This is a genomic window from Mycobacterium sp. URHB0021, assembly GCF_054057895.1.
In genome coordinates, this window is record NZ_JBSRZT010000002.1 from 3702349 (window position 1) to 3727682 (window position 25334).

The following is a 25334-nucleotide window of genomic DNA, read 5'->3' on the forward strand; positions in this document are numbered from 1 at the left end:
CAGCGTAAGCCCTGCCTGACCCCACTGACCCCCATCGCCACACGGGTCTGGGCCCCGGACCGATTACCCTGTCGTTGTGACTGCTGCCGACGACCGCGCATACGACACCGACGTTCTCGACACCCTGTCGAAGCGTGTCATGGTGGGCGATGGCGCGATGGGGACCCAGCTGCAGGCCGCCGATCTGACCCTCGATGACTTCAACAATCTCGAGGGCTGCAACGAGATCCTCAACGACACGCGGCCCGACGTGATCGAGACGATCCACCGCAACTACTTCGAGGCAGGCGCCGACGCGGTCGAGACGAACACGTTCGGCTGCAACCTGTCCAACCTGGGCGACTACGACATCGCGGATCGGATCCGTGATCTGTCCCACAGAGGCACCGCGATCGCCCGGCGGGTCGCCGACGAGATCAGCACTCCCGACCGCAAGCGCTACGTGCTGGGGTCGATGGGGCCCGGCACGAAGCTGCCGACGCTCGGGCACACCGAGTACGCGCTGATCCGCGACGCCTACGCCGAGGCCGCGCTGGGCATGCTCGAGGGCGGCGCGGACGCCGTCCTCGTCGAGACCTGCCAGGATCTGCTCCAGCTGAAGGCCGCGGTGCTCGGGTCGCGCCGGGCGATGGCCGAGTTCGGCCGCCACATCCCGGTGATCGCGCACGTCACGGTCGAGACCACCGGCACCATGCTGCTGGGCAGCGAGATCGGTGCGGCGTTGACGGCGGTCGAACCGCTGGGCGTCGACGTGATCGGGTTGAACTGCGCGACCGGACCTGCCGAGATGAGCGAGCACCTGCGGCATCTGTCCAGGCACGCGGGCATTCCGGTGTCGGTGATGCCCAACGCCGGACTGCCGGTACTCGGGGCCAACGGCGCAGAATATCCGCTGCAGCCCGACGAACTGGCCGAGGCGCTCGCGGGCTTCGTCACCGACTACGGCCTGTCGCTGGTCGGTGGCTGCTGCGGCACCACGCCGGCACATATCCGGCAGGTGGCCGACGCCATTCAGAGGATCAATGCGGAGCGCAACCGCCCCGACCGCGCCGTCACCCACGAACCGTCGGTGTCATCGCTGTACACCGCCGTGCCGTTCCACCAGGACGCCTCGGTGCTGATGATCGGTGAACGCACCAACGCGAACGGCTCCAAAGCTTTTCGTGAGGCGATGATCGCCGAGGATTGGCAGAAGTGCCTCGACATCGCAAAGGACCAGACCCGCGACGGCGCGCACCTGCTGGATCTGTGCGTCGACTACGTGGGCCGCGACGGCGTGGCCGACATGAACGCGCTGGCGAGCCGGCTGGCCACCGCATCGACGCTGCCGATCATGCTCGACTCCACCGAAACCCCGGTGCTGAGGGCCGGTCTGGAGCATCTCGGCGGCCGGTGCGCGATCAACTCGGTCAACTATGAGGACGGCGACGGACCCGAGTCGCGGTTCCACAAGACGATGGAACTGGTCGCCGAACACGGCGCCGCGGTCGTCGCGCTGACGATCGACGAGGAGGGCCAGGCCCGCACCAGGGACAAGAAGGTCGAGATCGCCGAGCGGCTGATCGCCGACATCACCGGGAACTGGGGGGTCGACGAGTCCTCGATCCTGATCGACACCCTGACGTTCACCATCTGCACCGGTCAGGAGGAGTCCCGCAAGGATGGCCTCGAGACCATCGAGGCCATTCGGTTGCTCAAGCAGAAACACCCCGACGTACAGACCACGCTCGGGCTGTCGAACATCTCGTTCGGCCTGAATCCTGCTGCTCGCCAGGTGCTCAACTCGGTGTTCCTGCACGAGTGCCGGGAGGCCGGACTGGATTCGGCGATCGTGCACGCCAGCAAGATCCTGCCGATGAACCGCATCGACGACAAGCAGCGCGAGGTCGCTCTCGACCTCGTTTACGACCGTCGTCGCGACGGTTATGACCCCCTTCAGGAACTGATGGGGATGTTCGAGGGTGTTTCGGCGGCCTCGTCGAAGGAGTCGCGGGCGGCGGAGCTGGCCAAACTGCCGCTGCTGGAACGGCTTGCGCGGCGCATCGTCGATGGTGAGCGCAACGGACTGGAGGCCGATCTCGACGAGGCCATGGCCGAGAAGCCGCCGCTGTCCATCATCAACGAGGACCTGCTGGCGGGCATGAAGACCGTCGGCGAACTGTTCGGCTCCGGCCAGATGCAGCTGCCGTTCGTGCTGCAGTCGGCCGAGGTGATGAAAACCGCAGTGGCCTATCTGGAACCCCACATGGAGAAGGCCGAGGACGACGCGGGCAAGGGTCGCATCGTGCTCGCCACCGTCAAGGGCGACGTGCACGACATCGGCAAGAACCTGGTCGACATCATCTTGACCAACAACGGCTACGAGGTCGTCAACATCGGCATCAAGCAGCCCATCAACACGATTCTCGAAGTGGCCGAGGACAAGAGCGCCGACGTGGTCGGGATGTCGGGGCTGCTGGTGAAGTCGACGGTGGTGATGAAGGAAAACCTGCAGGAGATGAACACCCGCGGCGTTGCCGAGAAGTTCCCGGTGCTGCTCGGCGGGGCGGCGTTGACCCGCGGCTACGTCGAGAACGATCTCGCCGACATCTACCAAGGCGACGTGCACTACGCCCGCGACGCGTTCGAGGGTCTGCGACTGATGGACACCATCATGACCACCAAGCGCGGCGGCGCGGTCGACACCGACAGTCCGGAGGCCGTCGCGGCGCGCGAGAAGGAGGCCGAGCGCAAGGCCCGGCACGAGCGGTCGAAACGCATTGCTGCTGAACGCAGAGCCAACGAGAAGCCGATCGAGGTGCCGGCGCGGTCGGACGTCGCCGCCGATGTCGAGGTGCCGGTGGCACCGTTCTGGGGCAGCCGGATCGTCAAGGGCGTGGCCACGGCGGACTACACCGGGTTGCTCGATGAACGCGCACTGTTCCTCGGGCAGTGGGGGCTGCGCGGGGTCCGTGGCGGCGAGGGTCCGTCGTACGAGGAACTGGTGGAGACGGACGGCCGGCCGCGCCTTCGGTACTGGCTGGACCGGTTGTCCACCGACGGCATCCTGGCCCACGCGGCCGTGGTCTACGGATACTTCCCCGCGGTGTCGGAAGGGGACGACGTCGTCGTTCTCACCGAGCCGAAACCGGATGCCTCCGAACGATTCCGGTTCACGTTCCCGCGCCAGCAGCGCGACCGGTTCCTGTGCATCGCCGACTTCATCCGCTCGCGCGAGCTGGCCGCGGAACGCGACGAGGTGGATGTCTGGCCGTTCCAGCTTGTGACGATGGGTCAGCCGATCGCCGATTTCGCCAATGAGCTCTTTGCGTCCGACTCCTACCGCGACTATCTCGAGGTCCACGGCATCGGCGTGCAGCTGACCGAGGCGCTGGCCGAGTATTGGCACAAGCGCATTCGCGAGGAGCTGAGGTTCGCCGACCACGCCATGGCGGCCGAGGATCCCGAGGCCGTCGAGGACTATTTCAAGCTCGGCTATCGCGGTGCCCGGTTCTCATTCGGTTACGGCGCCTGCCCGAATCTCGACGATCGCGCGAAGATGGTGAAGCTGCTGGAGCCCGGCCGGATCGGTGTCACGCTGTCCGAGGAGCTGCAGCTGCACCCCGAACAGTCCACCGACGCGTTCGTGCTGCACCACCCCGAGGCCAAGTACTTCAACACCTAGGCCGGGCGGTCATCGGCCTCCTGTTGCCAGGGGCGCGGCGCCGACGCCGCCCAGATCGATCAGGTGATCGACGCGCCGACCGATATTGCCTGTGGCGCCGGTCACGAGCATCGTCATGATTTTCGCGCTGCGACACGGCCATGACACAATCGCGGACGTGAAAGCGGTGCTGTTCGATATGGATGGCACCCTCGTCGACTCCGAAAAACTCTGGGACATCTCACTGGCGGCGCTGTACCGGGAGCTCGGTGGCGAGCTGAGCCGAGAGGTCCGCGCCGCGCTGGTCGGCGGCTCCGCAGAGGACACCATCCGGACGATCTACACCGATCTGGGGCTGGCGCTGGACCCCGTCTCGATGGCCGGGTCCGACCGATGGCTGCACGACTACACGGGAGTGCTGTTCGAACAGGGACTGCCGTGGTGCGACGGCGCCCGGGAACTGCTCGAAGCGCTTGCCTCCGAAGGAACTCCGATGGCGCTCGTTACCAATACCAGACGCGCGCTCACCGATCGGGCTTTGAACAGCATCGGTCGACAGTTTTTTTCGGCGACGGTGTGCGGCGACGAGGTTCCGACCGGCAAACCCGCCCCGGATGTCTACCGGCGGGCGGCAGAGTTGCTGGAGTTGGCCCCATCGGCATGTCTGGCCATCGAGGACTCGGTGACCGGCACGGCGGCGGCCGAGGCCGCGGGATGCCCGGTGCTGGTGGTGCCCAACGACGTAGCGGTGCCGCACGGTCCGCGGCGACACCACATCACTTCGCTGGCCGACGTGTCATCGGCCGACCTGAGGCGTGTCCACGCAGAACTCACGCAGTTCGGAGAACGCACCGCCTGACTGCACGCTTGTGATTGAATGTGATCCTCGTCACGCAATGCTGCGGAAGGGCGTCACATGACTCACGGACCCGTCGGTGATTCAGCATCCGGGATCGACTACGAGGACACCGAACACAGTGGCCGCGTTGTCCGAATAGCCTCGGTTGCCGCTTTGGGCGGCTTGCTGTTCGGTTACGACAGCGCGGTGATCAACGGGGCGGTATCGGCTGTTCAGGACCACTTCAAAATCGGTAGCTTCACGGTCGGTGTCGCGGTCGCGGCGGCGCTGCTAGGCGCGGCGGTCGGTGCCGTGATGGCCGGACGGCTCGCAGACAAGATCGGCCGGCTTTCTGTCATGAAGATCGCCGCGCTGCTGTTCTTGATCAGCGCGATCTTCACCGGCCTGGCGCCCAATGTCTGGGTCTTCGGATTGTTCCGTGTCGTCGGAGGCATCGGCGTCGGGGTGGCCTCGGTGATCGCCCCCGCCTACATCGCCGAGACGTCCCCGCCGCGCATCCGTGGCCGGCTGGGTTCGCTTCAACAGCTGGCGATCGTGACCGGCATCTTCGTATCGCTGGCGATCGACGCGCTGCTGGCGCATCTGGCCGGCGGGTCGCGCGGGGAGCTGTGGTTGGGCATGGAAGCCTGGCGCTGGATGTTCCTCATCATGGCGGTGCCTGCCGTCGTGTACGGCGCACTGGCATTCACGATTCCCGAGTCGCCGCGCTATCTCGTTGCCACATACCGCATTCCAGAGGCGCGCAAGGTGCTCTCGATGCTGCTGGGCGAAAAGAACCTGGAGCTGACCATCACACGTATCCAGGAGTCGCTCAAGTCCGAGAAGCCGCCGTCGTGGATGGATCTGCGCAAGCCGACCGGCGGAATCTACGGAATCGTCTGGGTCGGTGTCGGCCTGTCGGTCTTCCAGCAGTTCGTCGGCATCAACGTGATCTTCTACTACAGCAATGTGCTGTGGGAGGCGGTCGGATTCGACGAGAGCCAGTCGTTCATCATCACCGTGATCACCTCGGTGACGAACATCGCCACCACGCTCATCGCGATCGCGCTGATCGACAAGGTCGGCCGCAAGCCGCTGCTGCTGGTCGGCTCGATCGGCATGGCCGTCACGCTGGGCACGATGGCGGTGATCTTCGGCACGGCCCCGGTGATCGACGGCCAACCGCACCTTGAGGGCGCCGCCGGACCGATCGCGTTGGTCGCCGCCAACCTGTTCGTGGTGGCGTTCGGCATGTCATGGGGTCCGGTGGTGTGGGTGCTGCTGGGTGAGATGTTCCCGAACCGCATCCGTGCCGCGGCGCTCGGGCTGGCCGCCGCGGCGCAATGGATCGCCAACTGCTTGATCACGGTATCGTTCCCCAAGCTGGGCGAGTTGTCTCTCAGCCTGGCCTACGGCTTCTACGCCGTCTGCGCGGTGTTGTCGCTCATCTTCGTCTGGCGGTGGGTCGAGGAGACCAAGGGCAAACACCTGGAGGACATGCACCGCGAAGCCCACCACCTGCCTACACCGCACTGATCCGCTCCCGGCGGTAAACCCGCGTGACCGGCGGGGTGTGCGCGTGGAACAATCGCGTGCCGTGAAGACCTTCGACGCGCTGTTCGCCGAACTCAGCGACAAGGCGCGCACCCGGCCGGACGGAAGTGGCACCGTCGCCGCGCTGGATGCCGGCGTGCACGGGCTCGGCAAGAAGATCCTCGAAGAGGCCGGCGAGGTCTGGCTGGGCCGCCGAGCACGAGAGCGACGAGGCACTGGCCGACGAGATCAGCCAGCTGCTCTATTGGACACAGGTGATGATGATCTCCCGCGGCCTGACCCTCGACGACGTGTACGCGAAGCTCTGATGGCCGCTTCGCCGAACGGAAACCTGCGGGTTGCCGTCCCCAACAAGGGCACGCTGTCGGAACCGGCCGCCGAGATCCTGTCGGAAGCCGGCTATCGGCGCCGGACCGACCCCAAAGACCTCACCGTCATCGACCCGGCGAACAACGTCGAGTTCTTCTTTCTGCGGCCCAAGGACATCGCGATCTACGTCGGATCGGGACAGCTGGACCTCGGAATCACCGGCCGCGATCTGGCGCAGGAGTCCGAAGCGCCCGTTCGCGAGCGACTGGCGCTGGGCTTCGGATCGTCGACATTCCGCTACGCCGCCCCGGCGGGACAGCCCTGGCGGATCGACGACCTCGAAGGCAAGCGCATCGCCACCGCGTTTCCCAACCTGGTGCGAAAAGACTTGGCGGCGCGCGGGATCGACGCGACGGTCATCCGGCTCGACGGCGCCGTGGAGATCTCCGTACAGCTCGGTGTCGCCGATGCTATCGCCGATGTGGTCGGTTCGGGTCGCACCCTGGGACTGCACGACCTGGCCGCCTTCGGCGAGCCGCTGTGCGATTCGGAGGCGGTGCTCATCGAGCGGGCGGAGCCGGGGGAACACCGCGCCGCGGCACGCGATCAACTCGCCGGCCGCGTGCAGGGCGTGGTGTTCGGCCAGCAGTATCTGATGCTCGACTACGACTGTCCGCGTACCGTTCTCGATGACGCGACCGCGGTGACGCCGGGACTCGAATCGCCGACCATCGCCCCGCTGGCCGATCCCGCGTGGGTAGCTGTCCGGGCGCTGGTTCCGCGCCGGGACGTCAACGCGATCATGGACGAACTCGCCGCCATCGGCGCCAAGGCGATCCTGGCCTCCGACATCCGGTTCTGCCGCTTCTGATTCGATCGGCCCTTCCGCGCCCTGCGTGTTAGCGTCCGGATGACATTTCCACCGGTCGGGAGGTTTCATGACGCAGGTCCTGGTTATCGTGCTCGCTTTGCTGATCGGTGTGATCGCCGGACTGCGGGCGCTCACCGCGCCTGCCGTGGTGGCCTGGGGCGCGTTTCTCGGCTGGATCGACGTCGACGGAAAGTGGTCGCAATGGGTGGCCCACCCGATCACCGTCACCGTGCTGACCGTTTTCCTGCTGGTGGAGTTGGTCACCGACCAGCTGCCCAAGACTCCGAGCCGCAAGACGGCGCCGCAGTTCGCCACGCGGCTCATCATGGGCGCCTTCGCCGGTGCCGTCATCGGCAGTGCCTTCTACCACACTTTCAGCGCGCTGGGTGCAGGCATCGTCGGCGCGGTGCTCGGTACGCTCGGCGGCGCGGCGGCACGGACGCGTCTCGCCACCACCAACGGCGGAAAGGATCGGCCGGGGGCGTTCATCGAGGACGTCGTGGCGGTCGGCGGCGGATTCCTGGTCGCGTTCCTGGTCACCCTCGTCTGAACCGCGGTCGATGGCAGAGAAGTTCGACGCGATCATCGTCGGCGCGGGTCAAGCCGGACCACCCTTGGCAGGACGGCTGACCGACGCCGGCCACACCGTGGCGGTGATCGAACGCAAACTCGTCGGCGGTACCTGCGTCAACACCGGCTGCATCCCGACCAAGACGCTGGTGGCGAGCGCGCACGCCGCCCACGTGGCCCGACGCGGGGCCGAATACGGCGTGGGCACAGGCGAAGTCACGGTCGACATGTCGAAGGTCAAGGCGCGCAAGGACAAGGTCATGCTCGACGACCGCAACGGCGTCGAATCCTGGCTGCAGGAGATGGCCGGCGCCACCCTCATCCGCGGGCACGCCCGCTTCGAAGACCCGTACACGATCGCGGTCGACGGGCGGGTGTTGGAGGCCGACAGGGTCTTCCTCAACGTGGGCGGGCGCGCGGTGGTGCCCGACCTGCCCGGACTGGCCGACATCGACTATATGACCAATGTCGGTGTGCTCGAACTCGACACTCTGCCAGAACATCTCGTAGTCATCGGCGGCAGCTACATCGCGCTGGAGTTCGCCCAGATGTACCGCCGGTTCGGAGCACGGGTGACGGTCGTCGAAAAGGGGCCGCGGCTGACGTCGCGTGAAGACGAAGACGTCTCGGCGACCATCCGGGAGATCCTGGAAGCCGAAGGAATCGACGTCGTGGTCGATGCGACTGCGATCCGATTGACGAAGCGCGACAAGGGTTTCGACGTCATTGTCGCAGACGGCGCGGATCCGATCAGCGGAACGCACCTGCTCGTCGCGGTGGGCCGCAGGCCGAATACCGACGATCTCGGCCTGGACAGGGCGGGCGTGCACACCGACGCCCGCGGCTATGTCGTCGTCGATGATCAGCTGCGCACCAACGTCGAGCACATCTGGGCGATGGGCGACTGCAACGGACGCGGTGCGTTCACCCACACGTCGTACAACGATTTCGAGATCGTCGCGGCGAACCTGCTGGACAACGAGCCACGCAGGGTGAGCGACCGAATCCCGACCTACGCCCTCTACATCGACCCACCGTTGGGGCGCGCGGGCAAGACCGTCGACGAGGTCCGCAAGTCCGGCCGCAGGGCGCTCGTCGGCTTCCGCCCGATGACCCGGGTCGGCCGTGCGGTCGAAAAGGGTGAGACCCAAGGGTTCATGAAGGTCGTGGTCGACGCCGAGACCAACAGGATTCTCGGCGCGGCGATCCTCGGTGTCGGCGGCGACGAGGTGATCCATTCCATCCTCGACGTGATGTCGGCCGATGCGCCCTACACCACGCTGACGCACACCATGCACATCCACCCGACGGTCAGCGAATTGCTGCCGACGATGCTGGAGGATTTGAAACCGCTGCAGTAGCCGACCGGCCGACGTTGAGCTGGCGCGTCACCAGCGCAACCCGGTGGCCGAGGTGTCGGCACGTCTGCATGTCGGAGGGGTGCACATTCTCCGGACCGGCGTCCACACCGGTCTGTGCGCCGGCGCCCAGCCAGAAGCCGAGCCGGTTGAGATCGTCCTCACTGCCGGTGGAGCTGTTCCATCCGGCGACCAAACCGAGGTTGACCCAATGCATGTGGTGCTGTGCGGCGAACACCGCCAGCGACACCAGGGTGGCGAGCTTGTCGCCGCTCTTGGCGCCCGAATTGGTGAACCCGGCCGCCACCTTGTCCCGCCACGTTCCATGGAGGCACCGGCGGCCCGTCTGTTCGGCGAACGTCTGGAAACCGGCGGCCAGGTTGCCCATGTAGGTCGCGGTGCCGAACACGATTCCGTCGGCGGCGTCCAGGATGCCCCAGTCTTCTTCGGCCATGCGCCCGACGGCGATGACTCTGACGTCGGCGCCGGCCTCCGTGGCGCCGGTGGCCACCGCGTCAGCCAGCGTAGCGGTGTGTCCGAAACCGGAGTGGAAGGCGATCGCCAGGCTCGGCGCTGCGACGGGAGACCCGTTGTTCGACATGCTATTTCGTCTCCTGCATCGATTGGTTGACCTGATGGCGGCGGATCGTCCAGTCCGGCAACTCGGCGCCGGTGAGGTAGGCCTCCAAGCGGTCGAGAAAGGCGTGTGTGCCGCCGAGGAATCCGCCGGCATTGCGCACACCGAGGCCGCGATGGGTGAAGCGGAGCATGGTGCCGGCGCCGTCGGAGGTCAGCTCGTAGCGCACCACACCGTCCTCGACGATCGGCTGCTTCCATTCGTGTTCCAGCACATGCGGCGGATCCCACACCAGGATCCGGCCCGTCATCCGCTTGCGCTCGGGCGGCAGCGGGGGACCCGTCGCGACCATGTCGATCACACCGCCCTCACGCGCCTCGATCGTCGTCTCGCCGAACCACTGCGCGCGCTGCTCCGGGTCGGTGATCGCCGACCACACCACCTCGACCGGAAAGGGCAGGCGGCGTTCGAAATTCAGTACGGCGCGCTCGCCGTCGACCGTCAGGCGCCCGTTGCGCTGGCTCATCGTGTCTCCTTACGCGTGCGTTCGAGGTGCCGCTGGAGGGCATCGAGATGATCCGACCAGTAGCGGCGGTACCGCTCGATCCACTCGTCGATCGCGACCAGGCCATCGGCGCGCAGCGCGTAGATGCGGCGCTGGGCGTCGGGCCGGACCTCGACGAGGCCGACCTCGCGCAGCACGCGCAGGTGCCGCGAGACGGTCGGCTGGGTCAGGCCGGGCAGCGTCGCGACCAACTCGCCGGCCGTGCGCTCACCGTCGACGAGTGCGTCGAGCAGCGCACGGCGGCTCGGCTCGGCGACCGCTTCGAAGACGTCCATGCCCGCTAGTATTGCACTTCGTCTATATAGATGCAATCACATATGACTGAGCTACGGCCTGCGTTGGACCAACAGCGTCTGGGCCGAGGTGCCGATAAAACCCTGGCGGTCAAACAGTTCCGCGGTGGTGACGCCGATTCCGTCGGGGCCGATCGAACCGCGCGCCCGCACCCCGAAGTCCGCACCGATCGGTAACCGATGCAGGTGAACGGCGGTGTCGGTGTTCATGAAGACGAACCGGTCGGGATCCAGGATCGCGCCTGCGCCGTTGGCCGAGTCGACCACCATCGCCAGCCGCTGCAGGTCCGTCATCTCCTCGGTGTCCACCAGAGATACCAGCGGGCTGAGCCAGACCTGGTTCGACTCACCCGGTGCCGTCATCTGCCGCCGCCAGCTGACCGTCTCGATATAGCCCGTGGCGCCCACCCAGCTGTGCGGCACCGGCGCCGCTTGACCCTCGACCAGCGGGGGATAGCGGTCGGTCGCGGCGTCGGCCGTGTCGCTCGTGGCCAGAAGCCATGCGGTCACACGGGCCACCGCGCGGTCCTGTCCGCCGGGACCGCGCGCGAGCATCTCGGCGGCCATCATCGAGATCCGGGCGCCGGGCCGTTGTACCCACGCCCGCACCCGGACAGTCGAGACCGGGATCGCGCCGAGAATGTCGAGCGTCAGCCGGCCGACACGTAGGCCGGACCCTGCGGCGAGTTCCTCGATCAGCTTGGTCATCAACGCCAACGGCGGTGAACCGTGCTGGATTTCGGGTGTCCAGTTGCTGCGGGTGCCGTCGGTGGATTCGAACACCTGGTAGTCGCCGTCGACGGCGAGCCGACGATAGTGGCAGTCGATCACGCAGCCGGATCCGATGCGTGCAACACGGCGTGATCATCCCCTTCGTCCGGGTGATGCGGCCAGCCCGGATACGGCGGCGGCGTGCCGCCGAACACCGGACAGTGGGCGTGATGTGCACACCAGTCGCACAGCCTCGACGGGTGCGGGCGGAAATCGCCTGTCGCTCCGGCGGATTGAATGGCCCGCCAGATCGCGATCAGGGTCTTCTCGAAGCGCAGCAGTTCGTCGAGGTCGGGGGTGTAGTCCAGCACCTGGCCATCGGCCAGATAGAGCAGCCGCAGCCGGGCCGGCAACACGCCGCGCGACCGGAACAGCGCCACCGCGTAGAACTTCATCTGGAACATGGCCTTGAACTCGGCCAGTGCCCTCGCCTCTGGCGGCGCCTTGCCGGTCTTGTAGTCGACCACGCGCAGCTCACCGGTCGGGGCGACGTCGATGCGGTCGACGAACCCGCGCAACAGCGTGCCGTCCTGCAGCTCGACTTCCACGCGCTGCTCACAGCTTTCCGGGTCGAAGCGGGTGGGATCTTCCAGGCGGTAGTAGCCGGACAACAGCGCCTTGGCGTCCTCCAACAGCTCGGCACGCAGCCCCGGGTCGATGTCGGCGGCCAATTCGGGCTGCCCGGCGACCACCCGGTCCCACGCGGGGGCGACCAGGGTCAGCGCCGTGTCGCGGCCGCGTTCGGCGGCGGGCAGCGCGTACAGCTGTTCGAGGGCGGCGTGCACCACCGAGCCACGAACCTGGGCGGTGGACGACGGCTCCGGCAGCCGGTCGATCGCCCGGAATCGGTAGAGCAGCGGGCACTGCTTGAAGTCACTGGCCCGTGACGGCGACAGCGCCGGCCGACGCATCGGAACCGGCTCGTCGCTCATGAGGCCAGAGTATGGCGACGCGGTGACAAAAACGGGCAACCCCACTCATCGGCATCCGCGCGTCGGCTGGCAGGCTGAACAGCTATGCCCAGGACCGGTCCGTTCGCCGTCGGGGACCGCGTGCAGCTCACCGACGCGAAGGGCCGGCATTACACGATGCTGCTGACGCCCGGCGGCGAGTTCCACACGCACCGGGGCATCATCGCGCTCGACACCGTGATCGGACTGCCCGAGGGCAGCGTGGTCAAGTCGACCAGCGGTGACCAGTTCCTGGTGCTCCGGCCGCTGCTGGTCGACTACGTGATGTCGATGCCCCGCGGCGCCCAGGTGGTCTACCCGAAAGACGCCGCCCAGATCGTGCACGAGGGCGACATCTTCCCGGGCGCCCGGGTGCTCGAGGCAGGCGCCGGTTCGGGCGCGCTGGCGTGCTCCCTGCTGCGCGCCGTCGGACCGGGCGGGCAGGTCACGTCCTACGACGTCCGCGAGGACCACGCCGCGCACGCGGCGCGCAACGTCGACACCTTCTTCGGCGAGCGCCCCGCCAACTGGGAACTGGTGATCGCTGACGTCGCGGACTACCCCGGCCCCGAAGTGGACCGGGTGGTACTCGACATGCTCGCCCCATGGGAGGTCCTCGGCGCCGTCGCCGGCGCGCTCGTCGCGGGCGGGGTGCTGATGATCTACGTCGCGACTGTCACCCAGTTGTCCCGCACCGTCGAGGCGCTCCGGGAACAGCAGTGCTGGACCGAACCGCGGGCCTGGGAGAGCATGCAGCGCGCTTGGCACGTCGTCGGGCTTGCCGTGCGCCCGCAGCACACGATGCGCGGCCACACGGCCTTTCTGATCAGTGCGCGCAAATTGGCGCCGGGCGCCGTCGCGCCTCTGCCGCTGCGGCGAAAGCGCCAGATCTAGCCGTACGACGATCAAGCGGCGTGGGGGACCCTCGCTTGCGGGGGGAACGAGCCGCGTTGAGGAGTGCGGCAATCAGATCTAGCCGTACGACGATCAAGCGGCGTGGGGGACCCTCGCTTGCGGGGGGAACGAGCCGCGTTGAGGAGTGCGGCAATCAGATCTAGCCGTACGACGATCAAGCGGCGTGGGGGACCCTCGCTTGCGGGGGGAACGAGCCGCGTTGAGGAGTGCGGCAATCAGATCTAGCCGTACGACGATCAAGCGGCGTGGGGGCACCCTCGCTTGCGGGGGGAACGAGCCGCGTTGAGGAGTGCGGCAATCAGATCTAGCCGTACGACGATCAAGCGGCTGGGGGCACCCTCGCTTGCGGGGGGACGAGCCGCGTTGAGGAGTGCGCGATCAGATCTAGCCGTACGACGATCAGATCTCGTCGTCGGTGCTGCGTCGGAGGCCGCGCCGGACCGACAGCAGTTCCATCTCCGGGCGCGCGGCGACGAGCCGTTCGGCGGCGTCGAGGACCTCAACGACGTGTGCGCGGTCAGCCGATACGACGGCCAGGCCGACTCCGGCGCGGCGGTGCAGGTCTTGTGCGCCGGTCTCGGCCGCGGACACCGCGAATCTGCGCTGCAATTCCGCGATCAGCGGTCGGACAGCTGACCGCTTCTGCTTCAGCGAGCGGACGTCACCGAGCAGAAGGTCGAATTCCAGCCAGCCGATCCACATCTGAAACAGGCTCAGCGGGTGGTTTGCGCCGTCGACTGTTCACCGAACTTCAGCAGCATGTCGGCGGTCTCGCGAGTCAGTTGCCACGAGTCCCGGATCGGGCTGAACTCCATCGGGAACGTGAAGTCGCCGCTGCTCGGCGCGTTGGCCGTCTTGATGGTCACGGTCGCGACGACGTCGCCCGGATGCGAGGGCGCCCAGACCAGATCGTGGACGTCGATGGTGAGTGGCACATAGCCGTTGTCGCTCAAGGCCTTGGTCAGCCGGTCCAGTGCGCCGGCATCCTCGGCGGTGCCGTACTGCACCAGGCCGATCTTCTGGGCGCCGGGCACCGCGGGGTCGGTGAACCGGGCCACCACGTCGGTCAGCGTCGATACCGGGGGCAACGGCGCGGCCACTTCGGTTGCCGACGTCGACGGCGTGGTGAGCGGCGCCGGTGTTTCCGGCGGCCGACCGGCCTGCTTGTCGTCGTCACCACACCCGCCGAGGCCGAACGCCGCCGCGATTGCGGCGGCGCTCAGGACTGCGGCATGGGTGGTGCGGCGCACCGGTCTGTCAGCCCACCGAGGAGAGCAACGACAGTGCGGACTGCTTCGCGATCTGCCAGCCGGTCGGGCTGGGGCCCTCCACGAACTGGATGTTCTGGCTGGCACTGGCGCCGTTTGCTGACGTAGCGGTGACATCGGCCGTGACCACGCCACCCTCCTGGTCGATGTTCACGATGGCGAAGCTCAGCGGGAACTTGCCCTCGGCGGCGGCGTTGTTGTACGCCCGGTCGGCGGTGATGCCCTCGATCCGGCCAGTCCCACCCTGGATGAATGCGGCCTTGTTACCGCTGGGGCTGAACGAGCCGGGGCCCGCGAGCGTGGCGAGGGTGGTCTGCAATGCGCTCGCCAGTTCCGGCGCCGGTGCCTGCGGCATCGGGATGTCCCACACAACCGGTTGCACGGCCGGAGAGGGCGACACGGCCGAGGATGCAACCGAAGTCACACCGACCGCGGCGCCACCCACGAGGGCGGCGGCTGCAATGCCGGTAACGAGGGTTTTCAGGGTCACGGCTGTCCTTTCGATCGGCCGAACTCATCACAGAGGCTAACAGTGTTGCTGGTGTGTCGAATTACTACACCGCACACAAAGTCTGAATCGCCGGTAGCGTTGAAGTTGTTACTGCACCAATATTCGGTGCGGGAGGGAGCGCAACATGAGTGAGTCAGAGCGTTCTGAAGCGTTCGGGACATCCGGCGATGCCGGAATGTCCGCCGAGGACGCCGCCGAGCTTGAAGAGCTGCGCCGAGAGGCCGCGCTTTTGCGCGAGCAGCTGGAGAACGCCGTAGGACCGCAGAGTGGGCTGCGGAGTGCCCGCGACGTGCATCAACTCGAGGCGCGCATCGACTCGCTCGCCGCACGTAACGCCAAACTGATGGAGACCCTCAAGGAGGCCCGGCAGCAGTTGCTGGCGCTCCGTGAGGAGGTCGACCGGCTGGGTCAGCCGCCGAGCGGTTACGGCGTCCTGCTGTCCGTGCAGGACGACGAGACCGTCGACGTGTTCACCTCCGGGCGCAAGATGCGCCTGACGTGCTCACCCAACATCGACACCAAAGAGCTCAAGCAGGGCCAAACCGTCCGCCTGAACGAGGCACTGACCGTCGTGGAGGCGGGCAACTACGAGTCGGTCGGCGAGATCAGCACGCTGCGCGAGATCCTGTCCGACGGCCATCGCGCGCTCGTGGTCGGCCACGCCGACGAGGAGCGCATCGTCTGGCTGGCCGAGCCGTTGGTGGCCGCCGAGTTCCTGCCCGATCTCGAGCCGATCGACGACGACAACGACGACCGGCCGCGCAAGCTCCGCCCCGGCGACTCGCTGCTGGTGGACACCAAGGCCGGGTACGCGTTCGAGCGCATCCCCAAGGCCGAGGTCGAGGACCTGGTCCTCGAAGAGGTACCCGACGTCAGCTACAACGACATCGGCGGGCTGGGCCGCCAGATCGAGCAGATCCGCGACGCGGTCGAGTTGCCGTTCCTGCACAAGGAGCTCTACCGGGAGTACTCGCTGCGGCCGCCCAAGGGCGTGCTGCTCTACGGCCCGCCCGGCTGCGGCAAGACGCTGATCGCAAAGGCCGTGGCGAACTCGCTCGCCAAGAAGATGGCGGAGGTCCGCGGTGACGACGCCCGCGAGGCGAAGTCGTACTTCCTCAACATCAAGGGTCCCGAACTGCTGAACAAGTTCGTCGGCGAAACCGAGCGTCACATTCGGCTGATCTTCCAGCGCGCCCGCGAGAAGGCGTCCGAAGGCACCCCGGTGATCGTGTTCTTCGACGAGATGGACTCGATCTTCCGCACCCGCGGCACCGGCGTCAGCTCCGACGTCGAGACCACGGTGGTTCCGCAGCTGCTCTCGGAGATCGACGGTGTCGAGGGTCTGGAGAACGTCATCGTGATCGGCGCCTCGAATCGCGAGGACATGATCGATCCGGCGATCCTGCGGCCCGGCCGGCTGGACGTCAAGATCAAGATCGAGCGGCCGGACGCCGAAGCGGCACAGGACATCTACTCCAAGTACCTGACCGAGGATCTGCCGATCCACGCCGACGACCTCGCCGAGTTCGGACGCGACCGCGGGGCCTGCATCAAGGCGATGATCGAGAAGGTCGTCGACCGGATGTATGCCGAGATCGACGACAACCGGTTCCTGGAGGTCACCTACGCCAACGGTGACAAGGAAGTCATGTACTTCAAGGACTTCAACTCCGGGGCGATGATCCAGAACGTGGTCGACCGGGCGAAGAAGAACGCGATCAAGTCGGTGTTGGAGACCGGGCAGCCCGGTCTGCGCATCCAGCATCTGCTGGACTCGATCGTCGACGAGTTCGCCGAGAACGAGGATCTGCCCAACACCACCAATCCCGATGACTGGGCCCGAATTTCGGGCAAGAAGGGCGAGCGCATCGTCTACATCCGGACGTTGGTCACGGGCAAGAGTTCCAGCGCCAGCCGGGCCATCGACACTGAATCGAATCTGGGCCAGTACCTGTAGTTCGCGCGCGGCTAGCCTGTCTGCAGCGACTAGCTGTTGGCCAGATCGTCCCCAGCCCGCGGGCGGTGACAGTCGGTGCGCCAGGCCGGCCAGATCGGCGAGCGCCAGGGTGCGGTCGACGGTCTGGCTCCATGTCTGCATGACCCAGCGTCTGTCCACCCGGTTGACGTGATAGGGCTGCGGGTTCATCGACGCGAGTAGCACCGTCGCCTGGCGGATCATTTCGATCCCACCGAAGCTCTTGTGGTCCTGATCTTCTCGGTCCCGCTTGCCGATGCGGCTCATCAGCCAGTGGCGGGGTCCGTTGAGCAGAGCGGCGGCGGCGCCGTTCTCGGCGGCGATCGCCTCCGCGTCGAGCGAGTCCCACAGTTCGGCGGGGCAGTCGTTGAGGGGGAAGGTGTTGTACACGGTCGCTTCGGGTCCGGATTCGGTCGCGTTGACGAGCAGCACCTCGCCGTAGTCCCGAACACGTCGCCGCTCATCGTGACATCGTCGGCCATGCCCGCCAAGGTATCCGCGTAGTCGGTGCGAGCGTGCGCGTTCGTGGCAAGCTGGGCCCATGGTGAACAAGGTTGTCGTGATCACGGGCGCCAGCAGCGGCATCGGGCAGGCGACGGCGCTCCGGTTGGGCGCTGAGGGCTACCGGGTGGTGCTGGCCGCGCGGCGCACCGACCGTCTCGACGAGACCGCCGCGAAGATCACCGCCGATGGCGGGACCGCCGTCGCGCGGGCCGTCGACGTGACCGACCGCGACGACGTGGTGGCGTTGGTCGACGGCGTCGTCGGTGAATTCGGCAGCGTGGACGTTTTCGTCAACAACGCAGGCGTGATGCCCCTGTCGCGCCTGGACGCGCTGCTGGTCGAGGAGTGGAACCAGATGATCGACGTCAACATCAGGGGCCTGCTGCACGGCATCGCGGCGACGCTGCCGCAGTTCAAGACCCAGGGCGGTGGTCACTTCGTGACGGTCGCCTCCATCGGTGCGCACGAGGTGGTGGCCACCGGCGCGGTCTACTGCGCCAGCAAGTACGCGGCATGGGCGATCACCGAGGGGCTGCGGCAGGAGAGCGATCCCAGCATTCGCGTCACGACGATTTCCCCCGGCGTCGTCGAGTCCGAACTGGCCGACACCATCAGCGATCCCACCGCGCAGGCGGCGATGCGCAGCTACCGCGCCGTGTCCATTCCCGCCGACTCCATCGCCGCGGCGATCTCGTATGCCATCGGCCAGCCCGACGACGTGGACGTCAACGAGATCATCGTGCGCCCCGCCGGCCAGCGCTAAGCGCGACTGCGGCTCTCCAGTTCGAGGTAGGCGTCGCGCTGGCCAGGCTGACGGCTCGGTACAGCGGATCGACGCTGGTGCTGACGGTGAAGTAGAGCGCCGATAGCACCGCGACGAACAGGGACACGTCCACGATGGTCTGGGGCACCGGCACATGGATGCCGAACCACGTTCCCGGACAAGGAGGTTGACCGAGAGGGCAGGTCTCCTCCGACGACCACAGCACGGCCACGTCGTCCGGCACCGCGACGATGCGAGCGTCAGGAAGAACCCTGCGACACCGCCATGACCGCGACGACGTTGACCTGTTCGGCGAACGAGAGCGGGGTGCGCACCGGAGGACGGCCGTCGTCGGTGGCCCGCGGTGTGCCCTCGAGCAGCTTGGCCGGGTCGGCCTGCTCGGCGCGATCCTCACGCAGTGACCGCACCTCGTCCCTGATGGTGGTCACCACGAAGACGAGCGCCACCAGGGAGAGGAAACCGATTGTCAGCCACAGCTGTGGGTGCGACGTCCGGGCCGCCAGCTGCCACCCAGGCGAAGCGGAACGCCTACAGCGCGATCGAGCCGAAGACGAAGAGCGCCATCACCAGAAGAGCCGCCGAGCGCCTGCCCGCTGCACCGAGCGTGGTGCCAGAGCGGTGCAGCAGATGCAGCGCGAACGGCGCGGCGACGCCGCCGACCGTCGGCGCGGATCGTTCGATCAGCGAACGCGACCGCACCCGCCGGGTCAGCACGAGTGGGAGCCCGCGGTGCAGGCACCACTCGTGGACTTCCCGCATGTCGGACACGGGCAACATCGTGCGCGAAAGCCGATGTGGCCGCGGGTCAGCGCGCCGAGATCGCAAGATCTCGGCCGTGATGCTGGACTGGACGAGATGCTTCGACGGCCGGCGCCGGGGCTAGCGCGGGTCGAGGGCGGCGTGGTAGCGGTTGCGCGCGGCCAGGGTCAATCGCAGGTCCTCGGTCAGCGGGTCGAAAAACTGCGAGCGGTACTCACCGTCGCCCGCGGACCGTGCGCTGACGTACATGAACGTCAGCGCGCCGAGGAACATCGTGATCTGGATCAGCGCCTCGGGCACGGGGATCGTCATGCCCAGGAAGGTCCCGTCACTGGACCCGTTGCGGGTCCAGGCGGCCAGCAGTTCAGGGGACAGCACGATCAGGCCGAGCACGAAGAAGATGAGCGACGTGATGGCCGCGACTACCAGGATCTGCGCGAGTTGCGATGCGGCCAGCACGAACATCACATTGAGCTGTTCGGACCGGCGCAGGCGGTGACCATGCGGAAGATCCGGCATCGCCTCGAACGGAGTGCCTGCCAGCCGCACGTCGCGGTCCACCGGCGGCCTCGGTGCACTCATGATCGGCCTGAACCGCTCGATCGTGACCGACACCACGAACACCGCCGCGATCAGCGAGAGGAACAGCAGCGCCAGCCATAACCGGCGCCGGGAGACGATGGCGGCCATCAGCCACACCGGCGAGTTGAAGAAGACCAGGATGGTCAACAGCAGCACGGGAAGCGCGCGGATCAGCAGCGAACCCGCCGCCGCCAGATGCGACAGCGTCATCCGGACGGTCCAGCCGAGGATCGACCCCGCGCCGGTCGCCGTCAGCGCCAGGATGACCGCGATGACGATGCCCTCGAAGATCAGGTCGGCCAGCAGCCGGGGGCTCGGGCCGCCGACGATGCCGCCGGCGACCGCGATCGCCATCGCCACCGTCGCCGCGGTGGCGCGGCCGCGGAGGGTCGAGATGCGCGAGACCATCCAACCGACCAATGACGCGATGGGCAGCACGAGAACAATCAGCGCCAGGACGAACCACTCGGTCCGCGTCGGTTGACCCTCGATGTTGATGGTGTGTTTGCCCGTGATGAACACGACCAGCGCGGAGTTGGCCATGAACACCGCGAACGCCGCCAGCGCGGGCGCCGAGCGCGGCCACAGCCGCCGAACCAGCGCGCCCGGCCGCAGCACCGCGGGCAGGCCGTGGTCGAGGAACCAGCCGTCGGCCGCCCGGCGGTGTGCCGCGTCAATCATGAAACGCCCTTCGCGGATGGCACGGTCGCAGGCTACTGCGGTCCGTCGCCTAGGCTGGGCGACATGCAACGGATTATCGGGACCGAGGTCGAATACGGCATTTCTTCGCCGTCCGATCCGACCGCGAATCCGATCCTCACGTCCACCCAGGCGGTGCTGGCCTATGCGGCCGCCGCCGGGATTCAGCGCGCCAAGCGCACCCGGTGGGATTACGAGGTGGAGTCGCCCCTGCGCGATGCGCGCGGATTTGACCTCAGCCGCTCCGCCGGACCACCTCCGGTGGTGGATGCGGACGAGGTCGGTGCCGCCAACATGATCCTCACCAACGGCGCCCGGCTCTACGTCGACCATGCCCACCCCGAGTACTCCGCGCCGGAGTGCACCGACCCCATGGACGCGGTGATCTGGGACAAGGCGGGGGAGCGGGTCATGGAAGCCGCCGCCCGCCACGTCGCGAGCGTGCCCGGCGCCGCCAAGCTGCAGCTCTACAAGAACAATGTGGACGGCAAGGGGGCCTCCTACGGGTCTCACGAGAACTACCTGATGTCGCGTCAGACGCCGTTCTCGGCCGTGATCCAGGGGTTGACGCCCTTCCTGGTGTCCCGTCAGGTGATCACCGGCTCCGGCCGGGTCGGCGTCGGCCCATCTGGCGACGAGCCCGGCTTCCAGCTTTCTCAGCGCTCCGATTACATCGAGGTCGAGGTCGGTCTGGAGACCACGCTCAAACGCGGCATCATCAACACCCGTGACGAACCGCATGCCGATGCCGACAAGTATCGGCGGCTGCACGTCATCATCGGCGACGCGAACCTGGCGGAGACCTCGACCTACCTGAAGTTGGGCGCCACGTCGCTGGTTCTGGACCTCATCGAAGAGGGCATGGATCTGTCGGACCTCGTGCTGGCCCGCCCCGTGCACGCCGTCCACGTCATCAGCCGGGACCCGTCGCTGCGCGCGACCGTCGCGCTTGCGGACGGCCGGGAGTTGACCGGTCTTGCGCTGCAACGCATCTACCTCGACCGGGTGGCCAAGCTGGTGGACAGTCGCGATCCCGATCCGCGCGCCGCGGAAGTCGTGCAGACCTGGGCGAACGTACTCGACCTGCTCGAGCGTGACCCGATGGAATGTGCCGACCTGCTGGACTGGCCGGCCAAGTTGCGCCTGCTCGAGGGTTTCCGTCACCGCGAGAACCTGAGCTGGAACGCGCCGCGGCTGCATCTGGTCGATCTGCAGTACTCCGACGTCCGGCTCGACAAGGGCCTGTACAACAGGCTGGTCGCCCGCGGATCGATGAAACGTCTGGTCACCGAGCAGCAGGTGCTCGACGCAGTCGACAACCCGCCGACGGACACCAGGGCCTATTTCCGCGGAGAATGCCTGCGCCGGTTCGGTGCGGACATCGCCGCGGCGAGCTGGGACTCGGTGATCTTCGACCTCGGCGGCGATTCGCTGGTCCGGATTCCGACCCTGGAGCCGCTGCGCGGTAGTAAGGCGCATGTCGGAGCCCTGCTGGACTCCGTGAACAGCGCCGTCGAACTGGTCGAACAGCTCACGACTTGATCCCTCCCGGCCGCCGCCCCGAACAGTCCCATCCCGGGCAATTCGGACCCCGACCGGTAGTGTGGAGTAACCGACGGGCGGCTGTGAGCCCGTCGAACACTTACGCAGGAGGCAGCGATGGCTCAGGAACAAACCAAGCGTGGCGGTGGTGGCGGGGAGGACGAGGACCTCACCGGCAGCACGGCCGCCGGGCAGGAGCGTCGCGAGAAGCTGACCGAGGAGACCGACGACCTCTTGGACGAGATCGACGACGTCCTCGAGGAGAACGCCGAAGACTTCGTTCGCGCGTACGTCCAGAAGGGTGGACAGTGACCTGGCCGGACCGCAAGCAGCTGGCCTTTCCCTCACCGTTATCCGGACCCCCCGCCGTCGGCGTGGACCTCTCGTCGTTCTCTGATCTGCTGCGCAGGCAGGCGCCCGAGCTCCTGCCGGTCCACAGGTCGGCCGCCGGAGCCGGGGTGCCGGGGGATGCGCTGCCGCACGGCACCACGATCGTCGCGCTGAAGTATCCCGGTGGCGTCGTGATGGCCGGGGACCGTCGCGCCACCCAGGGCAACATGATCGCCAGCCGCGATGTGCAGAAGGTGTACATCACCGACGACTACACCGCGACCGGGATCGCCGGCACCGCGGCGATCGCGGTCGAGTTCGCCCGGTTGTATGCCGTCGAGCTCGAGCACTACGAGAAGACCGAGGGTGTGCCACTCACCTTCCGTGGCAAGGTCAATCGGTTGTCGACCATGGTGCGCGGCAATCTGGGCGCCGCCCTGCAGGGCTTCGTCGCCCTGCCGCTGCTGGCCGGCTTCGACGTCGACGACCGCGACCCGCAAGCGGCCGGCCGAATCGTGTCGTTCGACGCCGCCGGTGGTTGGAACCTCGAGGAGGAGGGCTACCAATCGGTGGGCTCCGGCTCGATTTTCGCGAAGTCCTCGATGAAGAAGTTGTATTCACGAGTGGTGGACGGGGACTCGGCGCTCAGGGTGGCGGTGGAAGCGCTCTATGACGCCGCCGACGACGATTCCGCGACCGGTGGACCCGACCTGGTGCGTGGCATCTATCCGACCGCCGTCGTCCTCAGTGCCGACGGAGCCGAGGACGTGCCGGTGGAGCGGATCGCCGCTCTGGCACGTGAAGTGATCGAAAGCCGTTCGCGTTCCGATACATTCGGTCCCGACGCTGAAGCGCAGCGAGGGGACGAACTGTGAGCTTTCCGTACTTCATCTCGCCCGAACAGGCGATGCGCGAGCGTTCGGAGCTCGCACGCAAGGGCATCGCTCGCGGCCGCAGCGTGGTGGCGCTGGCCTACTCCGGCGGAGTGCTCTTCGTCGCCGAGAATCCGTCGCGGTCGCTACAGAAGGTCAGCGAACTCTACGACCGGGTCGGCTTCGCCGCGGTCGGCCGGTTCAACGAGTTCGACAACCTGCGCCGCGGCGGCATCCAGTTCGCCGACACCCGCGGCTACGCCTACGACCGCCGCGACGTCACCGGCAGGCAGCTGGCCAACGTCTACGCGCAGACACTCGGCACCATCTTCACCGAGCAGGCCAAACCGTACGAGGTCGAGCTCTGCGTCGCCGAGGTCGCGCACTACGGCGAGGCGAAAGCGCCTGAGCTGTACCGCATCACCTACGACGGGTCGATCGCCGACGAGCCGCATTTCGTGGTGATGGGCGGCACCACCGAACCGATCGCCACGGCGCTCAACGAGTCCTATACCGAGAATGCCGGCCTGTCCGAGGCGGCCAAGATCGCGATCGACGCGCTGAAAGCGGGCACCAACGGCGGGTCGGAGGCGCGCACCCTGGGGCCGGCCACGCTGGAGGTTGCGATTCTCGATGCGAACCGGCCACGGCGGGCCTTTCGGCGGATCACCGGTTCGGCGCTCGAGGCCCTGATCCCGGACGAAGAGCAGCCGGCGGATTCCGAGAAGTCCGGCGCCTAGCCGCACCCGACCCTCCGGCGTGTTCACCAGGGACCGGTTGGCGGCGCCGCCGGCGGTATGGGATTCGCTGTTCGTCGGGCTGCTGGCCGCCGCGGTGAGCCTGATCGGAGCGGCACGCCCGTCCTACTGGTACGACGAGGCCGCGACGATTTCGGCTTCCTACAGCCGAACTCTGGGTCAGCTGTGGCAGATGCTGGGCAATGTCGACGCCGTGCACGGCCTGTACTACCTGCTCATGCACGGCTGGTTCACCGTCTTCCCGCCGACCGAGTTCTGGGCCCGCGCGCCGAGCGGTCTGGCTGTCGGTGGTGCCGCGGCCGGCGTCGTGGTGCTCGGCAAGCAGTTCTCCACCCGCACCGTCGCAGTGAGTTCGGGCCTGCTCTGTGCGATCCTGCCCCGGGCGACGTGGGCAGGCATCGAGGCACGGCCCTATGCCTTTTCGATGATGGCCGCCGTCTGGGTGACGGTGCTGCTCGTGCACGCCGCGCGCCGTAACACGGCCTGGATCTGGCTGGCCTACGCGATCGCCCTGGCGATGTCGATTCTGCTCGACATCTATCTCGTACTGGTGCTGTTGGCGCACATCGTGTTCATTGCCCTGTACCGCCGCACCCGACCGGTCGTGGTGTCGTTCATCGTCGCGTCGGTTCTGGCGTGTGGTGCCGTTACGCCGTTGGTGCTGACGGCCGTCGGCCAGGTCCATCAGATCGTCTGGATCGCACCGATCGGCCGCCGGACGCTCGAAGACGTGGCGGTTCAACAGTATTTCGAGAGGAGCCCGCCGTTCACGATCGTGTCGGCACTGGTGGTGGCGACGGCTGTGGTGTGGTGGCTCTGCACCTCCGCAAGACTGGCGCACAGAGATCGGCAACTGTTGACGCTGGCCGTCGCATGGCTCGCGATACCGACCGCCCTGATTTTGGCGTGGTCGGCGTTCGTCAATCCCGTCTACACGCCCCGCTACCTGTGCTTCACCGCACCGGCGATGGCACTGGTCCTGGGCGTCTGCGTCGGCGCGTTGGCCGTCACGCCGTGGGCGGCGGCCGCCGTCGTGACGGTTTTCGGGCTGGCGGCGGTGCCGAACTATCTTCTGGTGCAACGCGGTCCGTACGCGAAGTACGGAATGGACTACAGCCAAGTGGCCGACCTGATCACCGCGGAGGCCGCGCCGGGTGACTGCCTACTCGTGAACGACACGGTGGCTTTCATGCCCGCCCCCATGCGACCCCTGCTGGCGGCGCGACCCGATGCCTACCGCAAACTGACCGATCTCAGCCTGTGGCAACGAGCGACGGACCGCAACGACGTGTTCGACACCAACCTCATACCGGAGGCCAGCGCCGGTCCGCTGAGCGACTGCCGCGTCGTGTGGATCATCACGGAAGCCGACAAGGCGATGCCCGATCACGAACAGGAGCCGCTGATGCCGCCCGGACCTCGGTACGGCGCCACCCCCGCCTTCTCGGTCCCGCGGGATCTGGGCTTCCGGCTCGTGGAGCGCTGGCAGTTCAACCTGGTTCAGGTCATCAGGGCAACGAGATAGCCCACAGGTCC

At 67.1% G+C, this 25334-nt stretch carries 26 protein-coding genes and 2 pseudogenes; 15 read left to right on the plus strand and 13 right to left on the minus strand.

The genetic code is table 11. The annotated features are described in order from the left end of the window. Positions 1-76 precede the first annotated feature (76 nt). The 7 genes and pseudogenes from metH to ACVWWN_RS20460 all read left to right on the plus strand — a co-directional run bounded on the left by metH (position 77) and on the right by ACVWWN_RS20460 (position 9146). Positions 77-3664, plus strand: coding sequence for a methionine synthase (metH, locus tag ACVWWN_RS20430; protein WP_457145466.1), 3588 nt, complete (start codon positions 77-79; stop codon positions 3662-3664). Positions 3665-3821: 157 nt separating this feature from the next. Then, entirely contained in the window at positions 3822-4502 is a 681-nt protein-coding gene (locus tag ACVWWN_RS20435) for an HAD family hydrolase (RefSeq protein ID WP_457145467.1), read from the plus strand. Positions 4503-4559: 57 nt separating this feature from the next. Continuing rightward, positions 4560-6017 (plus strand): sugar porter family MFS transporter, encoded by a 1458-nt coding sequence (locus tag ACVWWN_RS20440; protein WP_457145468.1) that lies wholly within the window; start codon positions 4560-4562, stop codon positions 6015-6017. Positions 6018-6060: 43 nt separating this feature from the next. Further along, positions 6061-6343, plus strand: a pseudogene (locus tag ACVWWN_RS20445) (phosphoribosyl-ATP diphosphatase). Continuing rightward, on the plus strand, positions 6343-7215 hold the full coding sequence (gene hisG / locus ACVWWN_RS20450; protein WP_457145469.1) for an ATP phosphoribosyltransferase: 873 nt from the start codon (positions 6343-6345) through the stop codon (positions 7213-7215). The pseudogene ACVWWN_RS20445 and the gene hisG overlap by 1 nt, the downstream one beginning before the upstream one ends. A 67-nt stretch (positions 7216-7282) precedes the next feature. After that, complete coding sequence (locus ACVWWN_RS20455) at positions 7283-7765, plus strand: DUF4126 family protein (RefSeq protein WP_457145470.1); 483 nt, start codon at positions 7283-7285, stop codon at positions 7763-7765. A 10-nt stretch (positions 7766-7775) separates the two neighbouring features. Then, positions 7776-9146 (plus strand): FAD-containing oxidoreductase, encoded by a 1371-nt coding sequence (locus ACVWWN_RS20460; RefSeq protein WP_457145471.1) that lies wholly within the window; start codon positions 7776-7778, stop codon positions 9144-9146. Here ACVWWN_RS20460 and ACVWWN_RS20465 read toward each other — a convergent pair. Genes ACVWWN_RS20465 through ACVWWN_RS20485 form a run of 5 tightly spaced genes read right to left on the minus strand, consistent with a single transcriptional unit; the run spans position 9097 to position 12281 of the window. Beyond that, positions 9097-9744: a flavodoxin family protein gene (locus ACVWWN_RS20465; RefSeq protein WP_457145472.1), complete on the minus strand. Its 648-nt coding sequence runs from the start codon at positions 9742-9744 to the stop codon at positions 9097-9099. The two genes, ACVWWN_RS20460 and ACVWWN_RS20465, sit on opposite strands and share 50 nt — an antisense overlap. A gap of 1 nt (position 9745) precedes the next feature. After that, a complete protein-coding gene (locus tag ACVWWN_RS20470; RefSeq protein ID WP_457145473.1) occupies positions 9746-10246 on the minus strand; it encodes an SRPBCC family protein in 501 nt (166 codons plus the stop codon). Further along, positions 10243-10560: an ArsR/SmtB family transcription factor gene (locus ACVWWN_RS20475; protein ID WP_457145474.1), complete on the minus strand. Its 318-nt coding sequence runs from the start codon at positions 10558-10560 to the stop codon at positions 10243-10245. The genes ACVWWN_RS20470 and ACVWWN_RS20475 overlap by 4 nt, the downstream gene beginning before the upstream one ends. Before the next feature lie 51 nt (positions 10561-10611). Beyond that, a complete protein-coding gene (locus ACVWWN_RS20480; protein ID WP_457145475.1) occupies positions 10612-11409 on the minus strand; it encodes a thioesterase family protein in 798 nt (265 codons plus the stop codon). Beyond that, complete coding sequence (locus ACVWWN_RS20485) at positions 11406-12281, minus strand: RecB family exonuclease (protein WP_457145476.1); 876 nt, start codon at positions 12279-12281, stop codon at positions 11406-11408. The genes ACVWWN_RS20480 and ACVWWN_RS20485 overlap by 4 nt, the downstream gene beginning before the upstream one ends. Positions 12282-12365: 84 nt before the next feature. Between ACVWWN_RS20485 and ACVWWN_RS20490 the strand changes: the two genes are divergently transcribed. Further along, positions 12366-13193 carry a tRNA (adenine-N1)-methyltransferase gene (locus tag ACVWWN_RS20490; RefSeq protein ID WP_457145477.1) on the plus strand — a complete coding sequence of 276 codons (828 nt, stop codon included), beginning with the start codon at positions 12366-12368 and terminating at the stop codon, positions 13191-13193. 420 nt (positions 13194-13613) lie between these two features. Here the strand turns inward: ACVWWN_RS20490 and ACVWWN_RS20495 are convergent, their stop codons facing one another. Genes ACVWWN_RS20495 through ACVWWN_RS20505 form a run of 3 tightly spaced genes read right to left on the minus strand, consistent with a single transcriptional unit; the run spans position 13614 to position 14972 of the window. After that, the gene (locus ACVWWN_RS20495) at positions 13614-13916 is read right to left on the minus strand and encodes a DUF503 domain-containing protein (RefSeq protein ID WP_457145478.1); all 303 of its coding nucleotides are present in this window, start codon (positions 13914-13916) and stop codon (positions 13614-13616) included. An 11-nt stretch (positions 13917-13927) separates the two neighbouring features. Continuing rightward, the gene (locus ACVWWN_RS20500; protein WP_457145479.1) at positions 13928-14464 is read right to left on the minus strand and encodes a hypothetical protein; all 537 of its coding nucleotides are present in this window, start codon (positions 14462-14464) and stop codon (positions 13928-13930) included. Between the two features lie 7 nt (positions 14465-14471). Continuing rightward, the gene (locus tag ACVWWN_RS20505; RefSeq protein ID WP_457145480.1) at positions 14472-14972 is read right to left on the minus strand and encodes a hypothetical protein; all 501 of its coding nucleotides are present in this window, start codon (positions 14970-14972) and stop codon (positions 14472-14474) included. A gap of 145 nt (positions 14973-15117) precedes the next feature. Between ACVWWN_RS20505 and arc the strand changes: the two genes are divergently transcribed. After that, a complete protein-coding gene (gene arc, locus ACVWWN_RS20510; RefSeq protein ID WP_457145481.1) occupies positions 15118-16950 on the plus strand; it encodes a proteasome ATPase in 1833 nt (610 codons plus the stop codon). Here the strand turns inward: arc and ACVWWN_RS20515 are convergent. Then, positions 16939-17547, minus strand: a pseudogene (locus tag ACVWWN_RS20515) (hypothetical protein); the annotation flags it as partial. The gene arc and the pseudogene ACVWWN_RS20515 sit on opposite strands and share 12 nt — an antisense overlap. Between ACVWWN_RS20515 and ACVWWN_RS20520 the strand changes: the two are divergent. Beyond that, the gene (locus tag ACVWWN_RS20520) at positions 17510-18235 is read left to right on the plus strand and encodes an SDR family oxidoreductase (protein WP_457145482.1); all 726 of its coding nucleotides are present in this window, start codon (positions 17510-17512) and stop codon (positions 18233-18235) included. The pseudogene ACVWWN_RS20515 and the gene ACVWWN_RS20520 overlap by 38 nt on opposite strands. On the opposite strand, the gene ACVWWN_RS20525 is transcribed toward ACVWWN_RS20520, so the two are convergent. From ACVWWN_RS20525 to ACVWWN_RS20540, 4 genes are all read right to left on the minus strand, one after another. Further along, positions 18207-18479, minus strand: coding sequence for a hypothetical protein (locus ACVWWN_RS20525; protein ID WP_457145483.1), 273 nt, complete (start codon positions 18477-18479; stop codon positions 18207-18209). The genes ACVWWN_RS20520 and ACVWWN_RS20525 overlap by 29 nt on opposite strands. A 16-nt stretch (positions 18480-18495) precedes the next feature. After that, on the minus strand, positions 18496-18702 hold the full coding sequence (locus tag ACVWWN_RS20530) for a hypothetical protein (protein ID WP_457145484.1): 207 nt from the start codon (positions 18700-18702) through the stop codon (positions 18496-18498). Positions 18703-18784: 82 nt separating this feature from the next. Further along, complete coding sequence (locus ACVWWN_RS20535) at positions 18785-19024, minus strand: hypothetical protein (RefSeq protein ID WP_457145485.1); 240 nt, start codon at positions 19022-19024, stop codon at positions 18785-18787. Between the two features lie 111 nt (positions 19025-19135). Beyond that, a complete protein-coding gene (locus ACVWWN_RS20540) occupies positions 19136-20278 on the minus strand; it encodes a hypothetical protein (protein ID WP_457145486.1) in 1143 nt (380 codons plus the stop codon). 63 nt (positions 20279-20341) lie between these two features. Here ACVWWN_RS20540 and dop point away from each other — a divergent pair, with 63 nt between their 5' ends. The 5 genes from dop (at position 20342) to ACVWWN_RS20565 (ending at position 25323) form a co-directional block, all read left to right on the plus strand. Further along, positions 20342-21838, plus strand: coding sequence for a pup deamidase/depupylase (gene dop, locus ACVWWN_RS20545; RefSeq protein ID WP_457145487.1), 1497 nt, complete (start codon positions 20342-20344; stop codon positions 21836-21838). A gap of 117 nt (positions 21839-21955) precedes the next feature. Next, positions 21956-22150: a ubiquitin-like protein Pup gene (locus ACVWWN_RS20550; protein ID WP_457145488.1), complete on the plus strand. Its 195-nt coding sequence runs from the start codon at positions 21956-21958 to the stop codon at positions 22148-22150. Then, a complete protein-coding gene (gene prcB, locus ACVWWN_RS20555; RefSeq protein WP_457145489.1) occupies positions 22147-23043 on the plus strand; it encodes a proteasome subunit beta in 897 nt (298 codons plus the stop codon). The genes ACVWWN_RS20550 and prcB overlap by 4 nt, the downstream gene beginning before the upstream one ends. Then, entirely contained in the window at positions 23040-23780 is a 741-nt protein-coding gene (prcA, locus tag ACVWWN_RS20560; protein ID WP_457145490.1) for a proteasome subunit alpha, read from the plus strand. Before prcB ends, prcA begins: the two co-directional genes overlap by 4 nt. Before the next feature lie 19 nt (positions 23781-23799). Continuing rightward, on the plus strand, positions 23800-25323 hold the full coding sequence (locus ACVWWN_RS20565) for a glycosyltransferase family 39 protein (RefSeq protein WP_457145491.1): 1524 nt from the start codon (positions 23800-23802) through the stop codon (positions 25321-25323). Positions 25324-25334 lie beyond the last annotated feature (11 nt).

Coding starts and splice junctions, on each gene's coding strand:
- ACVWWN_RS20440 (WP_457145468.1), top strand. CDS start 4,560: ATGACTCACGGACCCGTCGGTGATTCAGCATCCGGGATCGACTACGAG.
- hisG (WP_457145469.1), top strand. CDS start 6,343: ATGGCCGCTTCGCCGAACGGAAACCTGCGGGTTGCCGTCCCCAACAAG.
- ACVWWN_RS20455 (WP_457145470.1), top strand. CDS start 7,283: ATGACGCAGGTCCTGGTTATCGTGCTCGCTTTGCTGATCGGTGTGATC.
- ACVWWN_RS20460 (WP_457145471.1), top strand. CDS start 7,776: ATGGCAGAGAAGTTCGACGCGATCATCGTCGGCGCGGGTCAAGCCGGA.
- ACVWWN_RS20465 (WP_457145472.1), bottom strand. CDS start 9,744: ATGTCGAACAACGGGTCTCCCGTCGCAGCGCCGAGCCTGGCGATCGCC.
- ACVWWN_RS20470 (WP_457145473.1), bottom strand. CDS start 10,246: ATGAGCCAGCGCAACGGGCGCCTGACGGTCGACGGCGAGCGCGCCGTA.
- ACVWWN_RS20475 (WP_457145474.1), bottom strand. CDS start 10,560: ATGGACGTCTTCGAAGCGGTCGCCGAGCCGAGCCGCCGTGCGCTGCTC.
- ACVWWN_RS20485 (WP_457145476.1), bottom strand. CDS start 12,281: ATGAGCGACGAGCCGGTTCCGATGCGTCGGCCGGCGCTGTCGCCGTCA.
- ACVWWN_RS20490 (WP_457145477.1), top strand. CDS start 12,366: ATGCCCAGGACCGGTCCGTTCGCCGTCGGGGACCGCGTGCAGCTCACC.
- ACVWWN_RS20495 (WP_457145478.1), bottom strand. CDS start 13,916: ATGTGGATCGGCTGGCTGGAATTCGACCTTCTGCTCGGTGACGTCCGC.
- arc (WP_457145481.1), top strand. CDS start 15,118: ATGAGTGAGTCAGAGCGTTCTGAAGCGTTCGGGACATCCGGCGATGCC.
- ACVWWN_RS20520 (WP_457145482.1), top strand. CDS start 17,510: ATGGTGAACAAGGTTGTCGTGATCACGGGCGCCAGCAGCGGCATCGGG.
- ACVWWN_RS20540 (WP_457145486.1), bottom strand. CDS start 20,278: ATGATTGACGCGGCACACCGCCGGGCGGCCGACGGCTGGTTCCTCGAC.
- dop (WP_457145487.1), top strand. CDS start 20,342: ATGCAACGGATTATCGGGACCGAGGTCGAATACGGCATTTCTTCGCCG.
- ACVWWN_RS20550 (WP_457145488.1), top strand. CDS start 21,956: ATGGCTCAGGAACAAACCAAGCGTGGCGGTGGTGGCGGGGAGGACGAG.